The organism is Tabrizicola sp. YIM 78059, from assembly GCF_004959785.1.
In the GTDB taxonomy this organism is placed as follows: Bacteria; Pseudomonadota; Alphaproteobacteria; order Rhodobacterales; family Rhodobacteraceae; genus Tabrizicola; species Tabrizicola caldifontis.
Genome location: NZ_SJZH01000010.1, coordinates 100590 through 118003, shown reverse-complemented (window position 1 = coordinate 118003; position 17414 = coordinate 100590). Strand labels below are relative to the sequence as shown.

Sequence of the window (17414 nt, the reverse complement as noted above, 5' to 3'; positions counted from 1 at the left end):
AGATGATTGCGGATGACCGACTTATCGTGGCGCTGGATGTGCCGAATGTGGTGCAGGGCCTCGACCTCGTGGCCAGGATCGGCGACGCAGTCAGCTTCTACAAGATCGGCCTCGGCATGTTGACGGGGGGCGGCCTTGCACTGGCCAACCAGCTGAAGCAGGAACAGGGCAAGCGCGTGTTCCTCGACATGAAGCTGTTCGACATCGGCGCCACGATCGAGGCGGCGGTGCGGGGCCTTGCGCAATACGACCTTGACTTCCTTACCGTCCACGGCGACCCCCAGGTCGTTGCGGCTGCCGCGACCGGCAAGGGCGGCAGCGGGCTCAAGATCCTTGCCGTGACGATCCTCACCTCGCTTGACCGCGCCGATCTGGACGCAAACCTGATCAAGCCCGGCGATATCCGCGACATCACCCTCGAACGCGCCGCCCGCGCATTCGAGGCAGGGGCGGATGGCGTGATCGCCAGCCCGCAGGAGGCGGCCATGATCCGCGCGCTGCCGCAGTCGCGGGGCAGGCTGATCGTCACGCCCGGGGTGCGCCCGGCGGGGGCGGCAACGGGTGACCAGAAGCGCACCGCCACGCCACGCCAGGCCATCGCCGCAGGGGCGGATCACATCGTTGTGGGCCGGCCGATCTGGCAGGCCACCGACCCGGCGGCGGCAGCCCGCGCGGTGATCGCCGAATTGCCCTGACCGCCGCTCCTGGACGGGCGAAGAGCGACCGCAAGGAAGCGATGAACGCGCCGTGACCTACAGCCCCCGGGCCGCCAGCCAAGCCTTCATCATGGCGATCTCGGCCTCCTGCGCCGCGATCACCTCTTCCGACAGCTTGCGAATCTCGGGATCGGTCCCGTGTTCCAGCTGGATCCGCGCCATGGCGACGGCGGCCTCGTGATGCGGGATCATGCCGCGGACGAAATCGACATCGGCATCCCCGGTATAGGGGATCATCATGTCCGCCATCATTCTGTCCATGGCGGCGGCATAGGCCACTACAGCCGGGTTGCCGGCCAGTTCCGGCGGGATCATCGCTGCATGGCCGGCGCTGGCGACGCCCATGTCCGCCATTCCCATGGCAGAGTGATCCATGGCGGAATGGTCCATCATCGAATGGTCCATCGTCTGCGCAAGTGCAAGTCCGCCGACGATGGCTGCCACGGCTGCCGAAGCAGCGAGTATCTTCTTCTGCATCTCTGTCTCCCTGTTTCCTTTCAGGCGGGCTGGAACCCGGCATCGGTCAGCGCGGCGACCAGCTGCTCGCGCGGAGCCTGGGTGGCGACCTCTACCTTGTGCGTGGCCAGATCGGCGTTGATCTCGGCCGTGGGGTCCACCGAATGGATCGCCCGCGTCACACCGCGGACGCAGCCGCCGCAGGTCATGTTTTCGATGTGGAATTGCACGACTGTCTCCGTTCGTGTTGCCTCGTCAGCGTGAGATAGGGCTTCCAACCGTTGGAAGGTCAAGAGCACAAGCCCGTGATGGCGGCATGTCGAAAGGCCCCTTGACCTTCCCATGATGGGAAGCCCTATCTGGGTCTGCGGAAGCCTCAGGAAAGGACCGCCGCCATGAACATCCAGACCAAGCCCGGCACCGAACACGTGACGCTGCACGTCGAGGGCATGACCTGCGCCTCCTGCGTCGGACGGGTGGAAAAGGTGCTGAAGGCGGTGCCGGGCGTCAGCGAGGCATCCGTGAATCTGGCAACCGAACGGGCCGAGGTCACCGGCCAGGGCCTCGACCCCGCCATACTGGCAAAGGCGATCGAGGGTGCGGGCTATGACGTGCCCGAACGCACGGTCGATCTGGTGGTCGAGGGAATGACATGCGCCTCTTGTGTGGCGCGGGTGGAAAAGGTTCTGGCCGCCGTGCCGGGTGTGAGATCGGCCAGTGTGAACCTGGCGACAGAACGGGCCAGCGTGACTGGCCGGGCCGATCCTTCCGCCTTGATTCAAGCAATCGAGGGCGCGGGCTATCAGGCCCATCCGGCTGCGCCTGCCGGCCAGGCCGCCGACGATCTCGCCGCACGAAAGGACGCCGAGGAAGCGACCCTCCGCCGCGACCTGGCACTTGCCGCCGCCCTGACCCTGCCCGTCTTCCTGCTGGAGATGGGGGGGCACCTCTTCGACTGGGTGCACATGGCGGTGATGAACACCATAGGCATGCAGAACAGCTGGTATCTGCAATGGGCGCTGACCACGCTGGTCCTTCTGGGTCCCGGTCGGCGGTTCTATCTGAAGGGCTTTCCCGCCCTCTTCCGCCTTGCGCCCGACATGAACAGCCTTGTCGCGGTGGGGACATCTGCCGCCTACGGCTATTCGCTGGTCGCAACATTCCTGCCCGGCCTCCTGCCCCGCGGCACGGTGAACGTCTACTACGAGGCCGCCGCCGTCATCGTCACCCTGATCCTGCTGGGCCGCCTGCTCGAGGCGCGGGCCAAGGGCCGCACCTCGCAGGCGATCCGGCGACTGGTCGGCCTGCAACCCCGCACCGCGCGCCTGGTCCGCGACGGCGCGGCCGTGGAGGTGCCCGTCGCCGATCTTCGTCCCGGCGATCTGGTCGAGGTCCGCCCGGGCGAGCGTGTGCCGGTCGACGGCACGGTGACGGAAGGCGAAAGCTGGGTCGACGAAAGCATGATCTCGGGCGAGCCCCTGCCGGTGGCCAAGGCGCCAGGAAGCACGGTGACCGGCGGCACGGTCAACCAGACCGGCGCCTTCACCTTCCGCGCCACCGCCGTGGGCGAGGCGACGCTCCTCGCGCAGATCATCCGCATGGTCGAACAGGCGCAGGGCGGGAAACTCCCGATCCAGGCGATGGTCGACCGGGTGACACTGTGGTTCGTCCCGGCGATCATGGGCATCGCTGTCCTGACCTTCCTCGTCTGGCTGGCCCTCGGCCCCTCCCCTGCCCTGACCTTCGGGCTGGTGAACGCCGTCGCCGTCCTGATCATCGCCTGCCCCTGCGCCATGGGCCTGGCCACGCCGACCTCGATCATGGTCGGCACCGGGCGCGGGGCCGAGATGGGCGTCCTCTTCCGCAAGGGCGAGGCGTTGCAGGCCCTGCAGGGCGTGGCGGTGGTGGCGCTCGACAAGACCGGCACGCTGACCGAAGGCAAGCCCCGGCTGACCGACCTTTCCCTCGCGCCGGGCTTCGACCGCGCCGAGGTTCTGGCACTGATCGCGGCAGTCGAAGACAAGTCGGAACACCCGATCGCCCGGGCGATCGCGGTAGCGGCGGTTGACGAGGGGCTGACCCTGCCCGAGGTCACCGGCTTCGCCTCGGTCACCGGCTACGGGGTCGAGGCCACGGCGGGGGGGCACCGGGTCGCGGTCGGCGCCGACCGCTACATGGCCCGGCTCGGTCTCGACGTGGCGGGTTTTTCCGACACCGCCGCCCGGCTGGCGGACGAGGGCAAGACGCCGCTTTACGCCGCCATCGACGGCCGGCTTGCCGCCATCCTCGCCGTGGCCGACCCGGTGAAGCCCACCACCCCAAGGGCAATCCACGCCCTGCACCGGATGGGCCTCAAGGTCGCAATGATCACCGGCGACAACGCCCGCACCGCCGGGGCCATCGCCCGCCAGCTCGGCATCGACGAGGTGGTGGCCGAGGTCCTGCCCGAGGGCAAGGTCGATGCCGTGCGCCGGTTGAAATCCCTCGGCAGTCTGGCCTTCGTCGGCGACGGCATCAACGATGCCCCCGCCCTGGCCGAGGCCGACGTGGGCATCGCCGTCGGCACCGGCACCGATGTCGCCATCGAGGCTGCGGACGTGGTGCTGATGTCGGGGCGGCTGACCGCCGTCTCCGACGCCATCGCGCTCTCCAGGGCGGTGATGCGCAATATCCGGCAGAACCTGTTCTGGGCCTTCGCCTACAACACCGCGCTGGTGCCCGTGGCGGCCGGAGTGCTGTGGCCCTTCTGGGGCATCCTGCTATCGCCGGTCTTTGCCGCCGGGGCCATGGCGCTGTCGTCGGTCTTCGTCCTTGGCAACGCGCTGCGCCTGCGCCGCTTTGCCCCCGCAACCCCAGCCTGAAGGAGCCACACCATGAACATCGGACAGGCAGCGAAAGCTTCGGGCGTCTCGGCAAAGATGATCCGCTACTACGAATCCATCGGCCTGATAACCGCCGCCGGGCGCACCGCATCCGGCTACCGCGTCTATGGCCAGACCGAGGTGCAGATCCTGCGCTTCATCCGCCGCGCGCGCGACCTGGGATTCTCGGTCGAGAAGATCGAGGAACTGCTTGCCCTCTGGCGCGACCGGTCGCGGCACAGTGCCGATGTCAAGCACATCGCAACCACCCAGATCGCCGAGCTGCAGGACCGCATTGCCGGCATGCAGGCGATGGTCGACACCCTGCGCCACCTGGCCGATGCCTGCTGCGGCGATGACCGGCCGGACTGCCCGATCCTAGCCGACCTGGAACAGGGAACGGGTGTCACAAAGCATTAGACAGATGCCCCTTTCGCCGACAGGAAACAGGGATGATCGGCTATCTGCTTGCCCATGAAGTGACGATCCGGCTGGGGGCCTTCCTGTCGGTTCTGGTGGCGATGATGCTGTGGGAACTGGCCGCCCCCCGCCGGCGGCTGGAAATTCCCCGCGTCATCCGCTGGACCAACAACCTTGCGCTGGTCGTGCTGGATACGGCGATCCTGCGGCTGGCCTTTCCCGTTCTGGCGGTCGGGCTTGCGACCGCGGCCGAGGCGCAGGGCTGGGGTCTGTTCAACCGGCTGGACCTGCCGGTCTGGGTTGCGATCCTCGTCTCGATCCTGATTCTGGATCTGGCGATCTACCTGCAGCACGTCCTTTTTCACGCCGTGCCGGGCCTGTGGCGGCTGCACCGGATGCACCATGCCGACCTTGATTTCGATGCCACGACAGGCCTGCGCTTTCATCCGGTCGAAATCCTGCTGTCGATGCTCATCAAGCTGGCGGTTGTCGGCGCAATCGGGGCGCCGGCAGTGGCAGTGCTGGCCTTCGAGGTGATCCTGAACGCGACCGCGCTGTTCAACCATGGCAACGTCGCCCTGCCACGCGGGGTGGATCGGATGCTGCGCTGGGTTCTGGTGACACCCGACATGCACCGCGTGCATCATTCCATCGACCCGCGCGAGACGAATTCGAACTATGGTTTCTCGTTTCCCTGGTGGGATCGGCTCTTCGGCACCTACATCGCCCAGCCTGCCAAGGGCCACGAAGGGATGCAGATCGGGATCGAACAGTTCCGCACCCCGCGCGATCTATGGCTGGACCGGATGCTGGTGCAGCCCTTGCGTGGCCCGGCCTCGGGCCACGCGCTGGATCCCGCGAACGACCGACGCTAGCGATAGCGAGAGGGGCTTATGCCGAACCGGCTGCGATAGGCCTTTGAAAAACTTGAGCGGGAATTGAAGCCCGTGGCGATGGCGACCTCCAGGATCGACATCGTGGTGTCGGCCAGCAGATTGCGCGCCTCTTCCAGACGCAGGCCAAGATAGTAGCTTTTCGGCGTTTCCTGCAGCACCGCCTTGAATACCCGCTCCAGGTGCCGGGGCGAACGGCCGAAGATCGCAGCCAGTTCGTCCTGATCCAGCGGGGTCGCGATGTTTTCCTGCATTGCCGCAATCACCCGGGCGATGGCCGGGTGGCGGGCTGTCATCGGGGCGGGATAGACCTTTTTCTGAGTCACGTTCGCTTCGCGCCGGCGGCTGTGCAGGCACATCTCGGCCACGGCATCGGCCAGCTTCTGCCCATGGTCCTGGGCGATCAGGGCCAGCATCATGTCAACCCCGGCCTCGCCGCCGGCGCAGGAAAAGTGCTTGCGACCGATCACGTAGATCTGTTCCAGCGGCTCGACATCAAAAAGCTCGCGGAACGCCGGACGGTTTTCCCAGTGGACCGCAGGCGTGTCGTCGCCCAGAAGTCCGGCACGGGCCAGCGTATAGGCCCCAGTGCAGATCGCCCCCAGCCCCCCGCCCCGCCGGGAATGGTCGCGCAGCCAGTTCAGCACCTTGCGGTCGGCAGCCTGGCTTGCATCGGTGCCGGAACAGACCACCACCGTGACCTCTCGTCCCAGGGGGGCCAGACCCTGATCCACCTCGATCCGCACCCCGGCCGAGCTTTCGACGGGTTTTCCGTCCATGCTGACCAGCCGCCAGCGATACAGCGGCAGCTGGGTCAGCTGATTGGCGATACGCAACGGCTCGACAGCCGAGGAAAAGGCCAGCAGCGTGAAGCGCGGCAGGGCGAGAAAGGCGAAGTCGCGTGTCGGGGCGGGGCCGGGCAGACGGAAATGCGCCACCCCGCGGGGAATCACGGCCGTTGCGCTGTGAAAGCTCTGTTCATCGGCATGACGTGTCACGACGATTCCTTCCCTGAAACGGTGGGGCCCGGATCAGCCTTTCAGCGCTTTTTGCCGGCAAGTCCAGAAGCAAGTCGCCGCAGAAGGGCTGCGAACGGGAAACCGGGCAGCGGGATCCGACGCAGCTGCTCCGGGCTGATACCGCCACCCTGCAGAAACATCAGGCTTGTTGCGTGCCTTTCCTTCGCCAGATCGACAATGGCGGGACCAAGACGTGCGCTGTGAAAGGGGATCATGGCTCAGCCTTCCGCGACAAGATGGGCATCTTCGGGCATCCACCAGGCAAACAGTGGCTGACCGATGCCAAGGGGCAGGTCGGCCAGTTCGTCATGTCCCTTCTGCACCCGGATTTCCTGGCCCTGCGCCGTCTCCAGATAGACTGTCGCGGTCGCGCCGACGAATTCCTCGCCGATCACCCTGACCGGGACCGCGTTCACATTCCCGGCCGGCGGGGCAACGCTGAGATGGGTCTTGGTATCCAGAACCGTGATCGTGGCCGACGTTCCGGCCTCAGCCCCGCCGGCAAGCCGCAGACGACCGACCGGGCTGTCAAGTTCCAGCCCTGCGCCAGCCTTGCGGACGGTACCCGTGAAAAGGTTTGACGATCCCAGGAAATCCGCCACGAACCGCGTGCGCGGGGTGCGGTAGATTTCCTGCGGTGTGCCGATCTGTTCGATCTTGCCCCGGCTCATGATCACCACGCGGTCGGCCATGGAAAAGGCCTCGGACTGGCTGTGCGTGACATAGACGAAGGTGATCCCGGTCTCGCGCTGCAGGTTCTTCAGCACCGACTGCATCCGGACCTTCAGCGCCGCGTCGAGCGCCGAAAGCGGCTCGTCAAGAAGCAGGATCTCTGGCTCCACCACCAACGACCGCGCAAGCGCCACCCGCTGCCTTTGGCCTCCTGAAAGCTGCGAGATGTTGCGTTCGGCGAATTCGGCGATCTGCATCCGTTCAAGCCAGTGTTCGGCCCGCCGCCGCCGTTCCGCCTTGCCCACGCCGCGCATCTTCAGCGCGAATTCGACGTTCTCGCGGACGTTCAGGAAGGGAAACAGCGCAAGGCTCTGCCAGACCATAGGCGTGTCCCGGCACCAGGTCGGCAGGTCGTTGATCGGCTTGCCGGCAAGGCGGATCACGCCCTCGGTCGGCGCCTCGAGCCCCGCGAGCATCCGCAGCGTCGTGGTCTTGCCGCAGCCCGACGAGCCCATGATCGCCAGGAACTCGCCCTTCTTGATCTCGAAATCCAGCTTCTGCACGGCAACGAAGGCGCCGAATCTTTTCACCACACCTTCAAAGGAAACCAGGGTATCGCGGGTCATGGGGTCACTCCTTTTCGGGCACCCTGGCGCTGCGACCGGACAGCAGCAGCTGTGCCAGGATCACAAGCGTCATGGAAAGGATGAAGACGAAGGTGCCGATCGCGTTGATCCGCGGGCTGACCTGACCTTGCAGGAAGCCCAGCACCTTGACGGGCAGCGTCTCGTTCAGACCCGAGACGAACCAGGCCACGGCGAATTCGTCGAACGAGACGGCCATGGTGATGAAAAGCGCCCCCAGGATCGCGGGGGCGCAGAAGGGCACGATGACATGGCGCATCGCCATCCATTCCGAAGCGCCCAGGTTCCAGGCGGCAGGTTCCAGCGCCGGGTCCATCTGGGAAAGGCGCAGGCGGATGATCGCCATGGCGAAGGGGGCGCAGACGACGACATGAGAGATGATGACCGACAGCGCATTGCCCGACAGGTTGATGCGGGACAGATAGGCCAGCATCGCAAGCCCCAGGATGACCACGGGAATCGTCGGCGGCAGCAGCGCCAGGGCCAGATAGACCTGCTTGCCCGCGAACCGGTAACGATAGTCGGTGTAGGCCGCCCCGAAGCCCAGAACGGTCGAGATCACGCCGACCGCGACACCCACCAGAAGGGTGTTGCGCGCGCCCTGCCAGACCAGCGGGTCGTTGGCCACCGCACGATACCATTCCAGCGAGAACTCTCCCAGCGGCAGCGAGGGGAAGCGGTCGGAATTGAAACTGAAGACGAAGCTTGCCGCGATGGGGGCGAAGACGAAGGCATAGGCCAGCAGGATGTAGACCATCAGCGCCCAGTCCACCGCGCGGTTGCGGTTCAGGTCGGCGGCTCCGCTCATGTCGATTTCCCCTTGTAGGCGAACTTCACGGCTCCGAAGGCGACAACCAGAAGCGTGCCGATCATGGTCAGCGCAATGACTGCTGCACGGGGCCACTGCTGGCCGGATTTCGTGGTGTCGGTGATCAGGATCGACAGGGTCGTCGGGTCACCGCCGCCCAGGTAGATCGGGCTTACGAAATCGCCGAACGACAGGATGAAGGCAAAGAGCGCTGCAATGACCAGGCCGGTGCGGGCCGAGGGGATGACCACCTCGAACACGGTGCGCAGGCGGCCGCAGCGCAGGTTGTGCGCGGCCTCGATCAGGGTGCGGTCGATGAAGGCCAGGCTGAAGAGTTGCAGAAGGACGACCAGCGGGAAGCTGAGCGTGAGGTAGCCGATCATCGTGGCCAAGACCGTGTTCAGCATCGGGAAGGGCCCGAGGCCGACCCAGCCAAGGATCACATTGATGATGCCATTGTCCGACAGGAAGATCTGCCAGGAATAGACGCGCACCAGGTAGCTGGTGAAAAAGGGGATCACCATCAGGAAGATCGCCCAGCGCCGGGCGCTGTCAGAAAGCTTGAAGGCGATGGCATAGGCGGCGGGAAAGGCCAGCAAGCTGGTCAGAACGGATGCCGCGGCGGCCAGCGCCAGCGTCGTGCCGTAGGCCTGCCAGAAGACCATGCGGCCATACATCGTCGCCCAGTTCACCGTGTCGAAATCGGGCTGCATGGCGAAGTTCCTGACCGTCCAGAACGACAGGGCGACCAGGAAGACCAGCGGAAAGACGAAGAACAGGATCTGCCAGATCAGAAGCGGCAGTGCGAATGTCATGCCGTAAAGGGAAATCCTGCGTCGCATCGTCGGGCGCACTCCGGCTGATGGGGCGCCGGCCGGCAGGGAAGCCCCGCCAGCCGGCAATGTCAGGGCCTGGGGCTCAGGCACCATGGTCAGGCACCCTTGTATTCGGACCAGAAGTCGTTCCAGGTCTCAAGATCCTGCTGGATGGGCCATTCGCGATACTTGATCCGGCCAGCCCGGATCATGTCCATCACGTTGCCGGCGTCCTTGGTCATGCCCTGACGCCTGGCTTCATCCGGGTTCTCGGCCTGCAGGACCTCCCAGCCCTTCGCGTTCGGGATCAGCGCCGGATAGGCCGCCATCTGGGCCGATTTTGCCTGACCCTTGGCCGAGGTGATGTACTGGATCCACTTCTTCGCGAGATCCGCCTTCTGCGAACCCTTGCCGATCGAGAAGCATTCCGACCATTGCAGCCCGCCCTCTTCCGGGATCACGGTGCGCACCTTGGCGCCGTTCTTCTCCAGAACCCCGGTGATCCAGTCGCCGATACCGCAGAAGGCCAGCATCTGCCCGTCGTTCAAGGACGAGAAGGTGCCGCCATAGTCGAAGAACCCGCCGATCTGGGGCCGCAGCGACATGGTCTTTTCCTTGACCGCCTCCCAGGCGGTCTCGTCGATGTCGTAGGGGGCGGGGTTGCCGTTGAGAAGGCTCATCTGCCCGAGGTTGGGCAGGTGCCAGTCGAAATGGCCGACCTTGCCCTTAAGCTTTTCGGCCCAGAAAACATTGTAGGTCGCAGCTTCGGCCTCGGTCAGCGCGTCGGTGTTGTAGGCCACGCCGAGGAACCCGAAGCGCGTGACCAGCGAGAACAGCTTGCCGTCCTGCCAGTTTCCCGGGAACTGCTGGAATTCGGGGAAGTATTCATCCAGCGCATAGTCGGCCGGGTCCAGCTCCTCGACATAGCCCGCCGCGTTCAGCGCCTGGACATATTCGGCATCCGACAGGATCACGTCGAAGGTGCCGGGCGGCGATTGCGAGATCAGGCCCAGCATGTTGTCACCGCCGGTGTAGTATTTCGGCACGAACTTGACGTTGTTCTCGGCCTCGAACTCGGCCACGATGTCGGGCTCGGCGTGGCCATACCAGGCCAGCATCGTCAACTCGGTCGGCGCGGCGAAGGCGCGGCGCGACAGCATGGGCGTGGCCAGCGCGGCTGCCCCGGACGCAAGAAGTGCCCGGCGCGTCAGGCCCTTTGCAATCACCTCGGTCTTGGTCATTCCGATACTCCCCGTTTCAGCCGCAAGGCCGTGTTCGTGGCTGCGACGTTAGGAGACCGGAAGGCGAGAACAAAATCGGTTCTTGAAATCCATTGATAAGCGCCGGTTATATGGCCCGCGATTTCGTCAGCCCGGCAAGGTCTTGACGCCCGAGCCCACGCTTTCCAGGCCGGCCACAAGGTCGCTGACCAGTTGAAGGCCTGCGGCAGACAGGCGTGGATGCTTGTAGAACAGCCCGACCCGAAGCGGCTCCAGCTTCGGGAATCCCTCGTCCTCGCCCAGTTCGCGCATCCCAGGCAGCATGGTGGCCTGGGTCAACGCCGTCACGCACAGACCGTTCAGCACCGCGTTCTGAAGGCCTGAGATGCCCGGGCCGGTATAGACGATGCGCCAGCGCCGGCCCGCACCGTCCAGCGCGTCGATCATTCGAGCGCGGTAGTCGCAGCCTTCCAGATGGGCGCCCAGCGGCACCGGGCGCGATGCGTCCAAGGCCATGGTTTCCGACGCGGCCCATATCGGCTGTTCCACCCAGGCGCGGGACAGATAGGGCATCCGCGCCGTGGGCATGGTGGCAACGATGATGTCCAGGTCGTCCGAACGCAGCAGCTGATGCAGCTCGCGGCTCAGGTCACAGTGAATCTCCAGGTCCACGTCCGGATGGTGGCGCAGGAAGGTGGTGAGGGTGTTCTGCAGGAAGGCCACCGCGTAATCAGTGGGCAGGCCGATGCGCAGCACACCCGTCATGTCCGAACGGTGGAAATAGCGCACCGCCTCGTCGTTGATGCGCACCATTTCGCGGGCATAGGACAGAAGCGCCTCGCCCGCCGGGGTGGGGTGGATGGCGCGGCCCTCCTGCGTCAGCAGGGGCGCGCGCACCAGTTCCTCCAGCCGCCGGATCTGCAGGGAAATCGCCGGCTGGCTGCGGCCCAGCACTGCCCCGGCCTTGGAATGCCCCCCCAGTTCCACTACCGCGATGAAGGTGCGCAACAGGTCGGTGGGCAGATTGGTGATCAGTGCCATGGATTTGCCCCGCCAATGGAAGCATTGGGGCAATCTATTTTCCTTATGCACCTCCGGCAACGTAGATTTTCGCCATCACCCTTGCAGATTTTGGCCACCATGAAACACACGACCGCCTTCGCCTCGGAGCTGACCTGGCCCGACTACGCCGCCGCCGTGAAGAGCGGGCAGACACCGATCCTGATTCCGATCGGGTCGATGGAACAGCACGGCCACCACATGCCCTTGCATGTGGACGTGCTTCTGCCCACCGAATTCGCCCGCCGTGTTGCGCTTGAAATCGGAGCCCTCGTCGCGCCGCCCTTCACCTATGGCTACAAGTCGCACCAGAAATCGGGTGGCGGGAACCACCTGCCGGGCACGACCAGCCTGGACGGTGCCACGCTGGTCGCGGCACTGAAGGACGTGATCAAGGAATTCGCCCGCCACGGCGTGCGCAGGATCTGCCTTGTGAACGGCCATTTCGAGAATTCCTGGTTCATCGTCGAAGGCATCGACCTTGCCCTGCGCGAACTGCGCTGGGACGGGATCACCGACATGAAAATCGTGGTGCTGTCCTACTGGGATTTCGTCCACAAGGAGGCCATCGCCAGACTGTATCCTGGCGGCTTCCCCGGCTGGGACGTGGAACACGGCGGCGTGCTGGAGACATCGCTGATGCTGGCGCTCCACCCCGAACACGTCCATCTCGACCGCGCGGTGGATCATGCGCCCGCGACCTTCCCGCCCTATGACGTCTACCCGGTCAAGCCGGAATGGACGCCGCCCTCGGGCACGCTGTCATCGCCGAAGGAGGCGTCGGTCGAGAAGGGGCATATCCTGCTCGAGGTCTGCACGGCAGGTATCGTCGGTGCCCTGCGGGCCGAATTCGGCTGAACCCGCTTCTTCCTGGTGCGACTTGGGGGCTTCGGCCCCCCTTTTCTTTTGGCCTGTCACGGGGCTGAAAATGAAAAGGGGCCGGATGATCCGGCCCCTGTCGCGCTGTCCCAATGGGGGATCAGTTCTTGATGATGTTGTGTTCCGGCCCGAAGGGGAAGCCGGTGATGTTCTCGGCGCCCGTCTCCGTCACGATCAGGATGTCGTGTTCGCGGTAGCCGCCTGCCCCTGGCGTGCCTTCCGGCAGCATGACCATCGGCTCCATCGACACCACCATGCCGGGCTTCAGTTCCGTCTCGATGTCCTCGCGCAGTTCCACCCCGGCCTCGCGGCCGTAGTAGTGCGAAAGGACGCCGAAGGAATGGCCGTAGCCGAAGCTGCGGTATTTCAGGAGATCCCACTGGCGGTACATGTCGTTCAGTTCCAGCGCGATCTCGTTGCACTTGGCGCCGGGCTTGATGAGCTCCAGGCCCCGGCGGTGGACGGCGACGTTCTTTTCCCAGATGTCGAGGCTTGCGTCATCGACGTGGTCGCAGAAGAGCGTGCGTTCCAGCGCAGTGTAATAGCCGAAGATCATCGGGAAGGTGTTGAGCGACAGGATCTCGCCCGACTTGACCTTCTTGTTCGTCACCGGGTTGTGCGCACCATCGGTGTTGATGCCCGACTGGAACCAGGTCCAGGTGTCCATCAGTTCCACGAAGGGGAAGGAACTTGCGATCTCGCGGATCATCGCATTGGTCCCGGCGATGGCGACCTCATGTTCCGGCACGCCCGCCTTGACGGCCTTGGCCACGGCCCAGCCGCCCACGTCGGCGATCCGTGCGCCAGTCCGGATCAGCTTCTGCTCCTCGGCCGACTTGATGGTGCGCATCCACATCGAGGGCTGGGACACATCGACGAACTCCACCCCCGGCAGCGCCGCCTCCAGCGCATTGCGGAAATCAAGGCTGACATGGTCGAACTCGATCCCCAGCCGCTTGACGCCCGGCGTCAGCTGCCGGACTGCCCGGTAGTAGTTGTCGCGCCGCCAGTCGGTGTAGGTGATGTTGTTGCCGAAGGTCCGGCGCCAGGGCTGGCCGCCGTCGATCCCGGCCGAGATGGTGGTGGCCGCGTCCTGCGTGATCACCATGCCGTATTTCCGGCCGAAGTAGCAGTAAAGCCAGCCGGAATAGTAGTTGATGCAGTGATAGCTGGTGAACAGCGCCGCATCGACGTTGTTCGCGGCCATCCAGCCGCGCACGTCATCCTGACGGCGCTTCATTTCGGCGTCGGAGAAGGGCGAATAGTCCTTGTCCCCGTTGTGCCATTCCATGACATGCAGCATGTCGTCGGTCATCGCGTGATCCTTTCCCTGTTCGAAGGCGCTGGCCGGACATTACCGCCCCAGGGAAGCAGCCAGAAATTTGTTATGGAAATCCTGCTATTTGCGCCGGTCCAGCCGTCAGCCGACAGCAGATGGCCGCGCCATTAGCGCAAAAGGATCGCGCGGAAATCGTTGACGTTCGTGCCGGTGGGGCCGGGAACGAACAGGTCGCCCAGGACCGCAAACGCAGTGTAGGCGTCATTGGCAGCCAGAAGCGCAGCAGGGTCATGCCCCAGAGCCCGCAGCCGCGCTGCGCTGGCGCCGGTGGCAAAGGCGCCTGCGTTGTCCTCGGACCCGTCGATACCGTCGGTATCCGCAGCCAGTGCCGCAAGGGGCACCCCTTCCGCCGCCAGCGCCAGGGCCAGCAGGAATTCGCTGTTCCGCCCGCCTTTTCCACTGCCGCGCAAGGTTACCGTCGTCTCTCCTCCCGACAGGATCGCCACGGGGCGCGGAAAGGGGCGGTTGCGGGCCGCCACCTCGCGGGCGATCGCGCCATGAACCCGGCCCACATCACGCGCCTCGCCCTCGATGGCGTCCGACAGGATCACGGCCGGAACACCCATCGCCAGGGCCCGTTGCGCGGCGGCCTCAAGCGACAGCCGGGCCGAGGCGATGACATGCACCTCATTGCGGGCAAAGACCGGATCATCCGGCAGGGGCGCGGGCTCTGCGTCTCCGGCCAGCCAGCCAGCCACCCGCGGCGGCAGGTCGATCCGCCAGCTGGCAACCAGCGCCCGGGCCTGCTCCCGTGTCGTCGCATCGGGCACGGTCGGTCCGCTGGCAACCTGGGCCGGATCATCACCCGGCACGTCCGAAACCACCAAAGTGACCACCCGCGCCGGATGGCAGGCCGCCGCCAGCCGCCCGCCCTTGATGCCCGACACCTGCTTGCGGATCGCATTCATCGCCGAGATCGGCGCCCCCGAGGCCAGCAACGCCCGGTTCAGCGCCACCTCGTCCTCCAGCGTCAGGTTTCCCGGCGGACACGGCAGCAGGGCCGAACCGCCGCCGCAGACCAGCGCCACTACCAGATCATCGGGGCCAAGGCCCCGAACTGCGTCGAACAGCGCCGCCGAGGCCGCAAGTCCCGCCGGATCGGGCACGGGATGCGCTGCCTCCATCACGCGAATGCTGCGCGTCGGGCAGCCGTAGCCGTATCGGGTGACAACCACGCCCCCCAGCGGCCCGTCCCAGAGCCGCTCGAAGGCCGCCGCCAGCTGCGCCGCCCCCTTGCCCGCGCCGACGACGACCGTGCGGCCCCGAGGCCGGGCGGGCAGATGTGCGGCCAGTGCCCGTTCCGGGTCGGCCGCCGCCACCGCAGCGTGGAACAAGGCGGTCAGGAAAGCGCGGTCCTCATCGGTCACGGCTGCCGGTCCTCACAAGGCATCTGCCCCGCCCGATCATGACGATTCGGCCGGCCCTGTCGATCTCGGTTTCCCGCCATCGCCGGGCGTTTGCGACAGGGCAGCCCGATCAGGCCAGCAGCCGGGCGCCGTCCTGGCCCCGGATGGAAAGGTCAAGAATCGCGCCCTCGGGCTGATCGGCGGAAAAAACGACTTCGGCGAACTGTTCCGTCCGGCCGATGCGCTGACCTTCGGTCAGCACCCGGTGCGTCCGGCCGACCTGCGCCTGAAGGTGCTGCATCAGAACCCGGTCGCCCAGCGCCCGCAGCCGTGCCGCACGGTCCCTGATCTCGGGCCCCTTCACCTGTGGCATCCGCGCGGCAGGGGTGCCCTTGCGAGGCGAGAAGGGAAAGACATGCAGGAAGGTCAGGCCGCAGTCGATCACCAGATCCAGACTGCGCTGGAACATCGCCTCGGTCTCGGTCGGGAAACCTGCGATGATATCAGCCCCGAAGACGATATCGGGCCGCAGCCGTCGCGCCTCCTCGCAGAAGCGGATGGCGTCGTCGCGCAGGTGCCTCCGCTTCATCCGCTTCAGGATCAGGTCGTCGCCGGCCTGCAATGAAAGGTGCAGGTGCGGCATCAGCCGAGGCTCGGTCGCGATCGCTTCCATCAGCGCAGGGTCGGCCTCGATGGAATCGATCGAGCTGATCCGCAAGCGCGGGATCGGGGTCAGCTTCAGGATCCGCCGCACCAGATCGCCCAGCCGCGGCTGGCCGGGCAGGTCGGCGCCCCAGGAGGTCAGGTCCACCCCGCTCAGCACCACCTCGTTGAAACCGCGGTCCACCAGCCGGCTGATCTGCTCGACCACCGCCCCCGCCGGGACCGAGCGCGAATTGCCCCGGCCATAGGGAATGATGCAGAAGGTGCAGCGGTGGTCGCAGCCGTTCTGCACCTGCACATAGGCCCGGTGCCGGCCAAAGCCGTCGATCAGATGCCCGGCCGTCTCGCGCACCGACATGATATCATCGACCTGTACCTTCTCGGTCGTGCCGATCAGATCCGGCGCAGCGATGGCCTTCCAGGTCGCGGCCTGCATCTTCTCGTGGTTGCCGACGACGCGGGCCACCTCGGGCATGGCGGCGAAGGTCTCGGGCTCGGTCTGCGCGGCGCAGCCCGTCACGATGATTGGCGCGCCTGGGTTTTCCCGCGCCAGGCGCCGGATCTCCTGCCGGGCCTTGCGCACCGCCTCGGCGGTGACGGCGCAGGTGTTCACGATCACCGCATCCGACAGGCCCGCCGCTGCGGCCAGTTCCTTCATCGCCTCGGTCTCGTAGGCGTTCAGCCGGCAACCAAGCGTGGCAAAGACCGGCGCTTGCACGGGATGAGCGGGCGCGTTCATGCGACGGCTGCCAGGAATTCGGGCAGAAGCACCCCGTCGAAAACCCGCGCCACCGGCCCGGTCAGCCAGACGCCATCATCGCGCCAGTCAACCTCGAGCGTGCCGCCATCGACCTCCAGCACCAGACGTGGCCCGCTGATGCCGCGCAGATGTGCCGCGACCGCCGTGGCACAGGCACCCGATCCGCACGCAAGGGTAATGCCAGTCCCCCGTTCCCAAACGCGCATGCGCATGCGGCATGGCGAAAGCAGAGTGGCGAATTCCACATTGGTTCGCTGCGGGAAAAGCGGATCATGCTCGATCTTCGGGCCGAGCGCGGCAAGGTCCACCGCTTCAGCATCCGGAACGAAATGCACGCAGTGAGGGTTGCCCATTCCCACGGCCACAGGATCGCCGGCCAATGGCAGATGCAGGTGGTCAACCTTCTGCGCCAGGGGAATCGCCTGCCAGTCCAGCTGCGGCTGCCCCATGTTCACCCAGACGCGCCCATCCGCCGCCCGTTCGGCCCGCAGCGTGCCGCGCGCGGTGGTCAGGGTCACCCGATCTACCCCCCGCCCCCGCATCACATGGTCCGACACGCAGCGCGTGGCATTGCCGCAGGCCCCCGCCTGACTGCCGTCACTGTTCCAGAACACCAACCCGAAATCGGCGCCCGGTGCATCGGTGATCTCGACCAGCTGATCGAACCCCACGCCACGGTTCCGGTCACCCACGGCTATTGCCAGGCCAGCCGTCATGACCGACGCGCGCCCGCGCGAGTCGATCACCACGAAGTCGTTGCCTGCGCCGTGCATCTTCATGAACGGCAGGCCGGTCTGGCTGTTTGTATCCTTCATGCCCCGGCATATACGCCCGCAGAGAACCT

The 17414-nt window shown here is 65.8% G+C and carries 17 protein-coding genes; 5 read left to right on the top strand and 12 right to left on the bottom strand.

Translation table 11 applies throughout. The features are described from left to right. Positions 1–5: 5 nt before the first annotated feature. The gene (pyrF, locus tag EZM81_RS13525) at positions 6–695 is read left to right on the top strand and encodes an orotidine-5'-phosphate decarboxylase (protein ID WP_136646102.1); all 690 of its coding nucleotides are present in this window, start codon (positions 6–8) and stop codon (positions 693–695) included. Positions 696–752: 57 nt separating this feature from the next. Here the strand turns inward: pyrF and EZM81_RS13520 are convergent, their stop codons facing one another. After that, the gene (locus EZM81_RS13520) at positions 753–1193 is read right to left on the bottom strand and encodes a DUF305 domain-containing protein (protein ID WP_135450596.1); all 441 of its coding nucleotides are present in this window, start codon (positions 1191–1193) and stop codon (positions 753–755) included. Positions 1194–1213: 20 nt separating this feature from the next. Then, entirely contained in the window at positions 1214–1402 is a 189-nt protein-coding gene (locus EZM81_RS13515) for a heavy-metal-associated domain-containing protein (RefSeq protein WP_135450595.1), read from the bottom strand. 165 nt (positions 1403–1567) lie between these two features. Between EZM81_RS13515 and EZM81_RS13510 the strand changes: the two genes are divergently transcribed. The 3 genes from EZM81_RS13510 to EZM81_RS13500 are packed head-to-tail and all read left to right on the top strand — an operon-like array spanning position 1568 to position 5328. Beyond that, positions 1568–4033 carry a heavy metal translocating P-type ATPase gene (locus EZM81_RS13510; RefSeq protein WP_136646079.1) on the top strand — a complete coding sequence of 822 codons (2466 nt, stop codon included), beginning with the start codon at positions 1568–1570 and terminating at the stop codon, positions 4031–4033. 12 nt (positions 4034–4045) lie between these two features. After that, positions 4046–4453 (top strand): Cu(I)-responsive transcriptional regulator, encoded by a 408-nt coding sequence (gene cueR / locus EZM81_RS13505; protein WP_136646078.1) that lies wholly within the window; start codon positions 4046–4048, stop codon positions 4451–4453. A gap of 32 nt (positions 4454–4485) precedes the next feature. Then, positions 4486–5328: a sterol desaturase family protein gene (locus EZM81_RS13500; protein ID WP_135450592.1), complete on the top strand. Its 843-nt coding sequence runs from the start codon at positions 4486–4488 to the stop codon at positions 5326–5328. On the opposite strand, the gene EZM81_RS13495 is transcribed toward EZM81_RS13500, so the two are convergent. The 6 genes from EZM81_RS13495 to EZM81_RS13470 form a co-directional block, all read right to left on the bottom strand. Next, on the bottom strand, positions 5325–6344 hold the full coding sequence (locus EZM81_RS13495) for a GlxA family transcriptional regulator (RefSeq protein WP_135450591.1): 1020 nt from the start codon (positions 6342–6344) through the stop codon (positions 5325–5327). The two genes, EZM81_RS13500 and EZM81_RS13495, sit on opposite strands and share 4 nt — an antisense overlap. Before the next feature lie 239 nt (positions 6345–6583). Next, on the bottom strand, positions 6584–7663 hold the full coding sequence (locus EZM81_RS13490) for an ABC transporter ATP-binding protein (RefSeq protein ID WP_135450590.1): 1080 nt from the start codon (positions 7661–7663) through the stop codon (positions 6584–6586). Positions 7664–7667: 4 nt separating this feature from the next. Then, a complete protein-coding gene (locus EZM81_RS13485; protein ID WP_136646077.1) occupies positions 7668–8489 on the bottom strand; it encodes an ABC transporter permease in 822 nt (273 codons plus the stop codon). Beyond that, complete coding sequence (locus EZM81_RS13480) at positions 8486–9331, bottom strand: ABC transporter permease (protein ID WP_136646076.1); 846 nt, start codon at positions 9329–9331, stop codon at positions 8486–8488. The genes EZM81_RS13485 and EZM81_RS13480 overlap by 4 nt, the downstream gene beginning before the upstream one ends. Before the next feature lie 89 nt (positions 9332–9420). Then, positions 9421–10545 carry a spermidine/putrescine ABC transporter substrate-binding protein gene (locus tag EZM81_RS13475; RefSeq protein ID WP_135450587.1) on the bottom strand — a complete coding sequence of 375 codons (1125 nt, stop codon included), beginning with the start codon at positions 10543–10545 and terminating at the stop codon, positions 9421–9423. Between the two features lie 126 nt (positions 10546–10671). Further along, positions 10672–11565 carry a LysR substrate-binding domain-containing protein gene (locus EZM81_RS13470; protein WP_136646075.1) on the bottom strand — a complete coding sequence of 298 codons (894 nt, stop codon included), beginning with the start codon at positions 11563–11565 and terminating at the stop codon, positions 10672–10674. 99 nt (positions 11566–11664) lie between these two features. Here EZM81_RS13470 and EZM81_RS13465 point away from each other — a divergent pair, with 99 nt between their 5' ends. Next, a complete protein-coding gene (locus EZM81_RS13465; RefSeq protein WP_136646074.1) occupies positions 11665–12441 on the top strand; it encodes a creatininase in 777 nt (258 codons plus the stop codon). A 121-nt stretch (positions 12442–12562) separates the two neighbouring features. Here the strand turns inward: EZM81_RS13465 and EZM81_RS13460 are convergent, their stop codons facing one another. The 4 genes from EZM81_RS13460 to dapF all read right to left on the bottom strand — a co-directional run bounded on the left by EZM81_RS13460 (position 12563) and on the right by dapF (position 17385). Next, positions 12563–13777 carry a M24 family metallopeptidase gene (locus EZM81_RS13460; protein ID WP_136646073.1) on the bottom strand — a complete coding sequence of 405 codons (1215 nt, stop codon included), beginning with the start codon at positions 13775–13777 and terminating at the stop codon, positions 12563–12565. Between the two features lie 131 nt (positions 13778–13908). Further along, positions 13909–15168 carry a glycerate kinase gene (locus EZM81_RS13455; protein ID WP_136646072.1) on the bottom strand — a complete coding sequence of 420 codons (1260 nt, stop codon included), beginning with the start codon at positions 15166–15168 and terminating at the stop codon, positions 13909–13911. Between the two features lie 109 nt (positions 15169–15277). Further along, complete coding sequence (mtaB, locus tag EZM81_RS13450; protein ID WP_136646101.1) at positions 15278–16528, bottom strand: tRNA (N(6)-L-threonylcarbamoyladenosine(37)-C(2))-methylthiotransferase MtaB; 1251 nt, start codon at positions 16526–16528, stop codon at positions 15278–15280. Positions 16529–16545: 17 nt separating this feature from the next. Beyond that, positions 16546–17385 carry a diaminopimelate epimerase gene (dapF, locus tag EZM81_RS13445; protein WP_136646071.1) on the bottom strand — a complete coding sequence of 280 codons (840 nt, stop codon included), beginning with the start codon at positions 17383–17385 and terminating at the stop codon, positions 16546–16548. Positions 17386–17414: the final 29 nt, after the last annotated feature.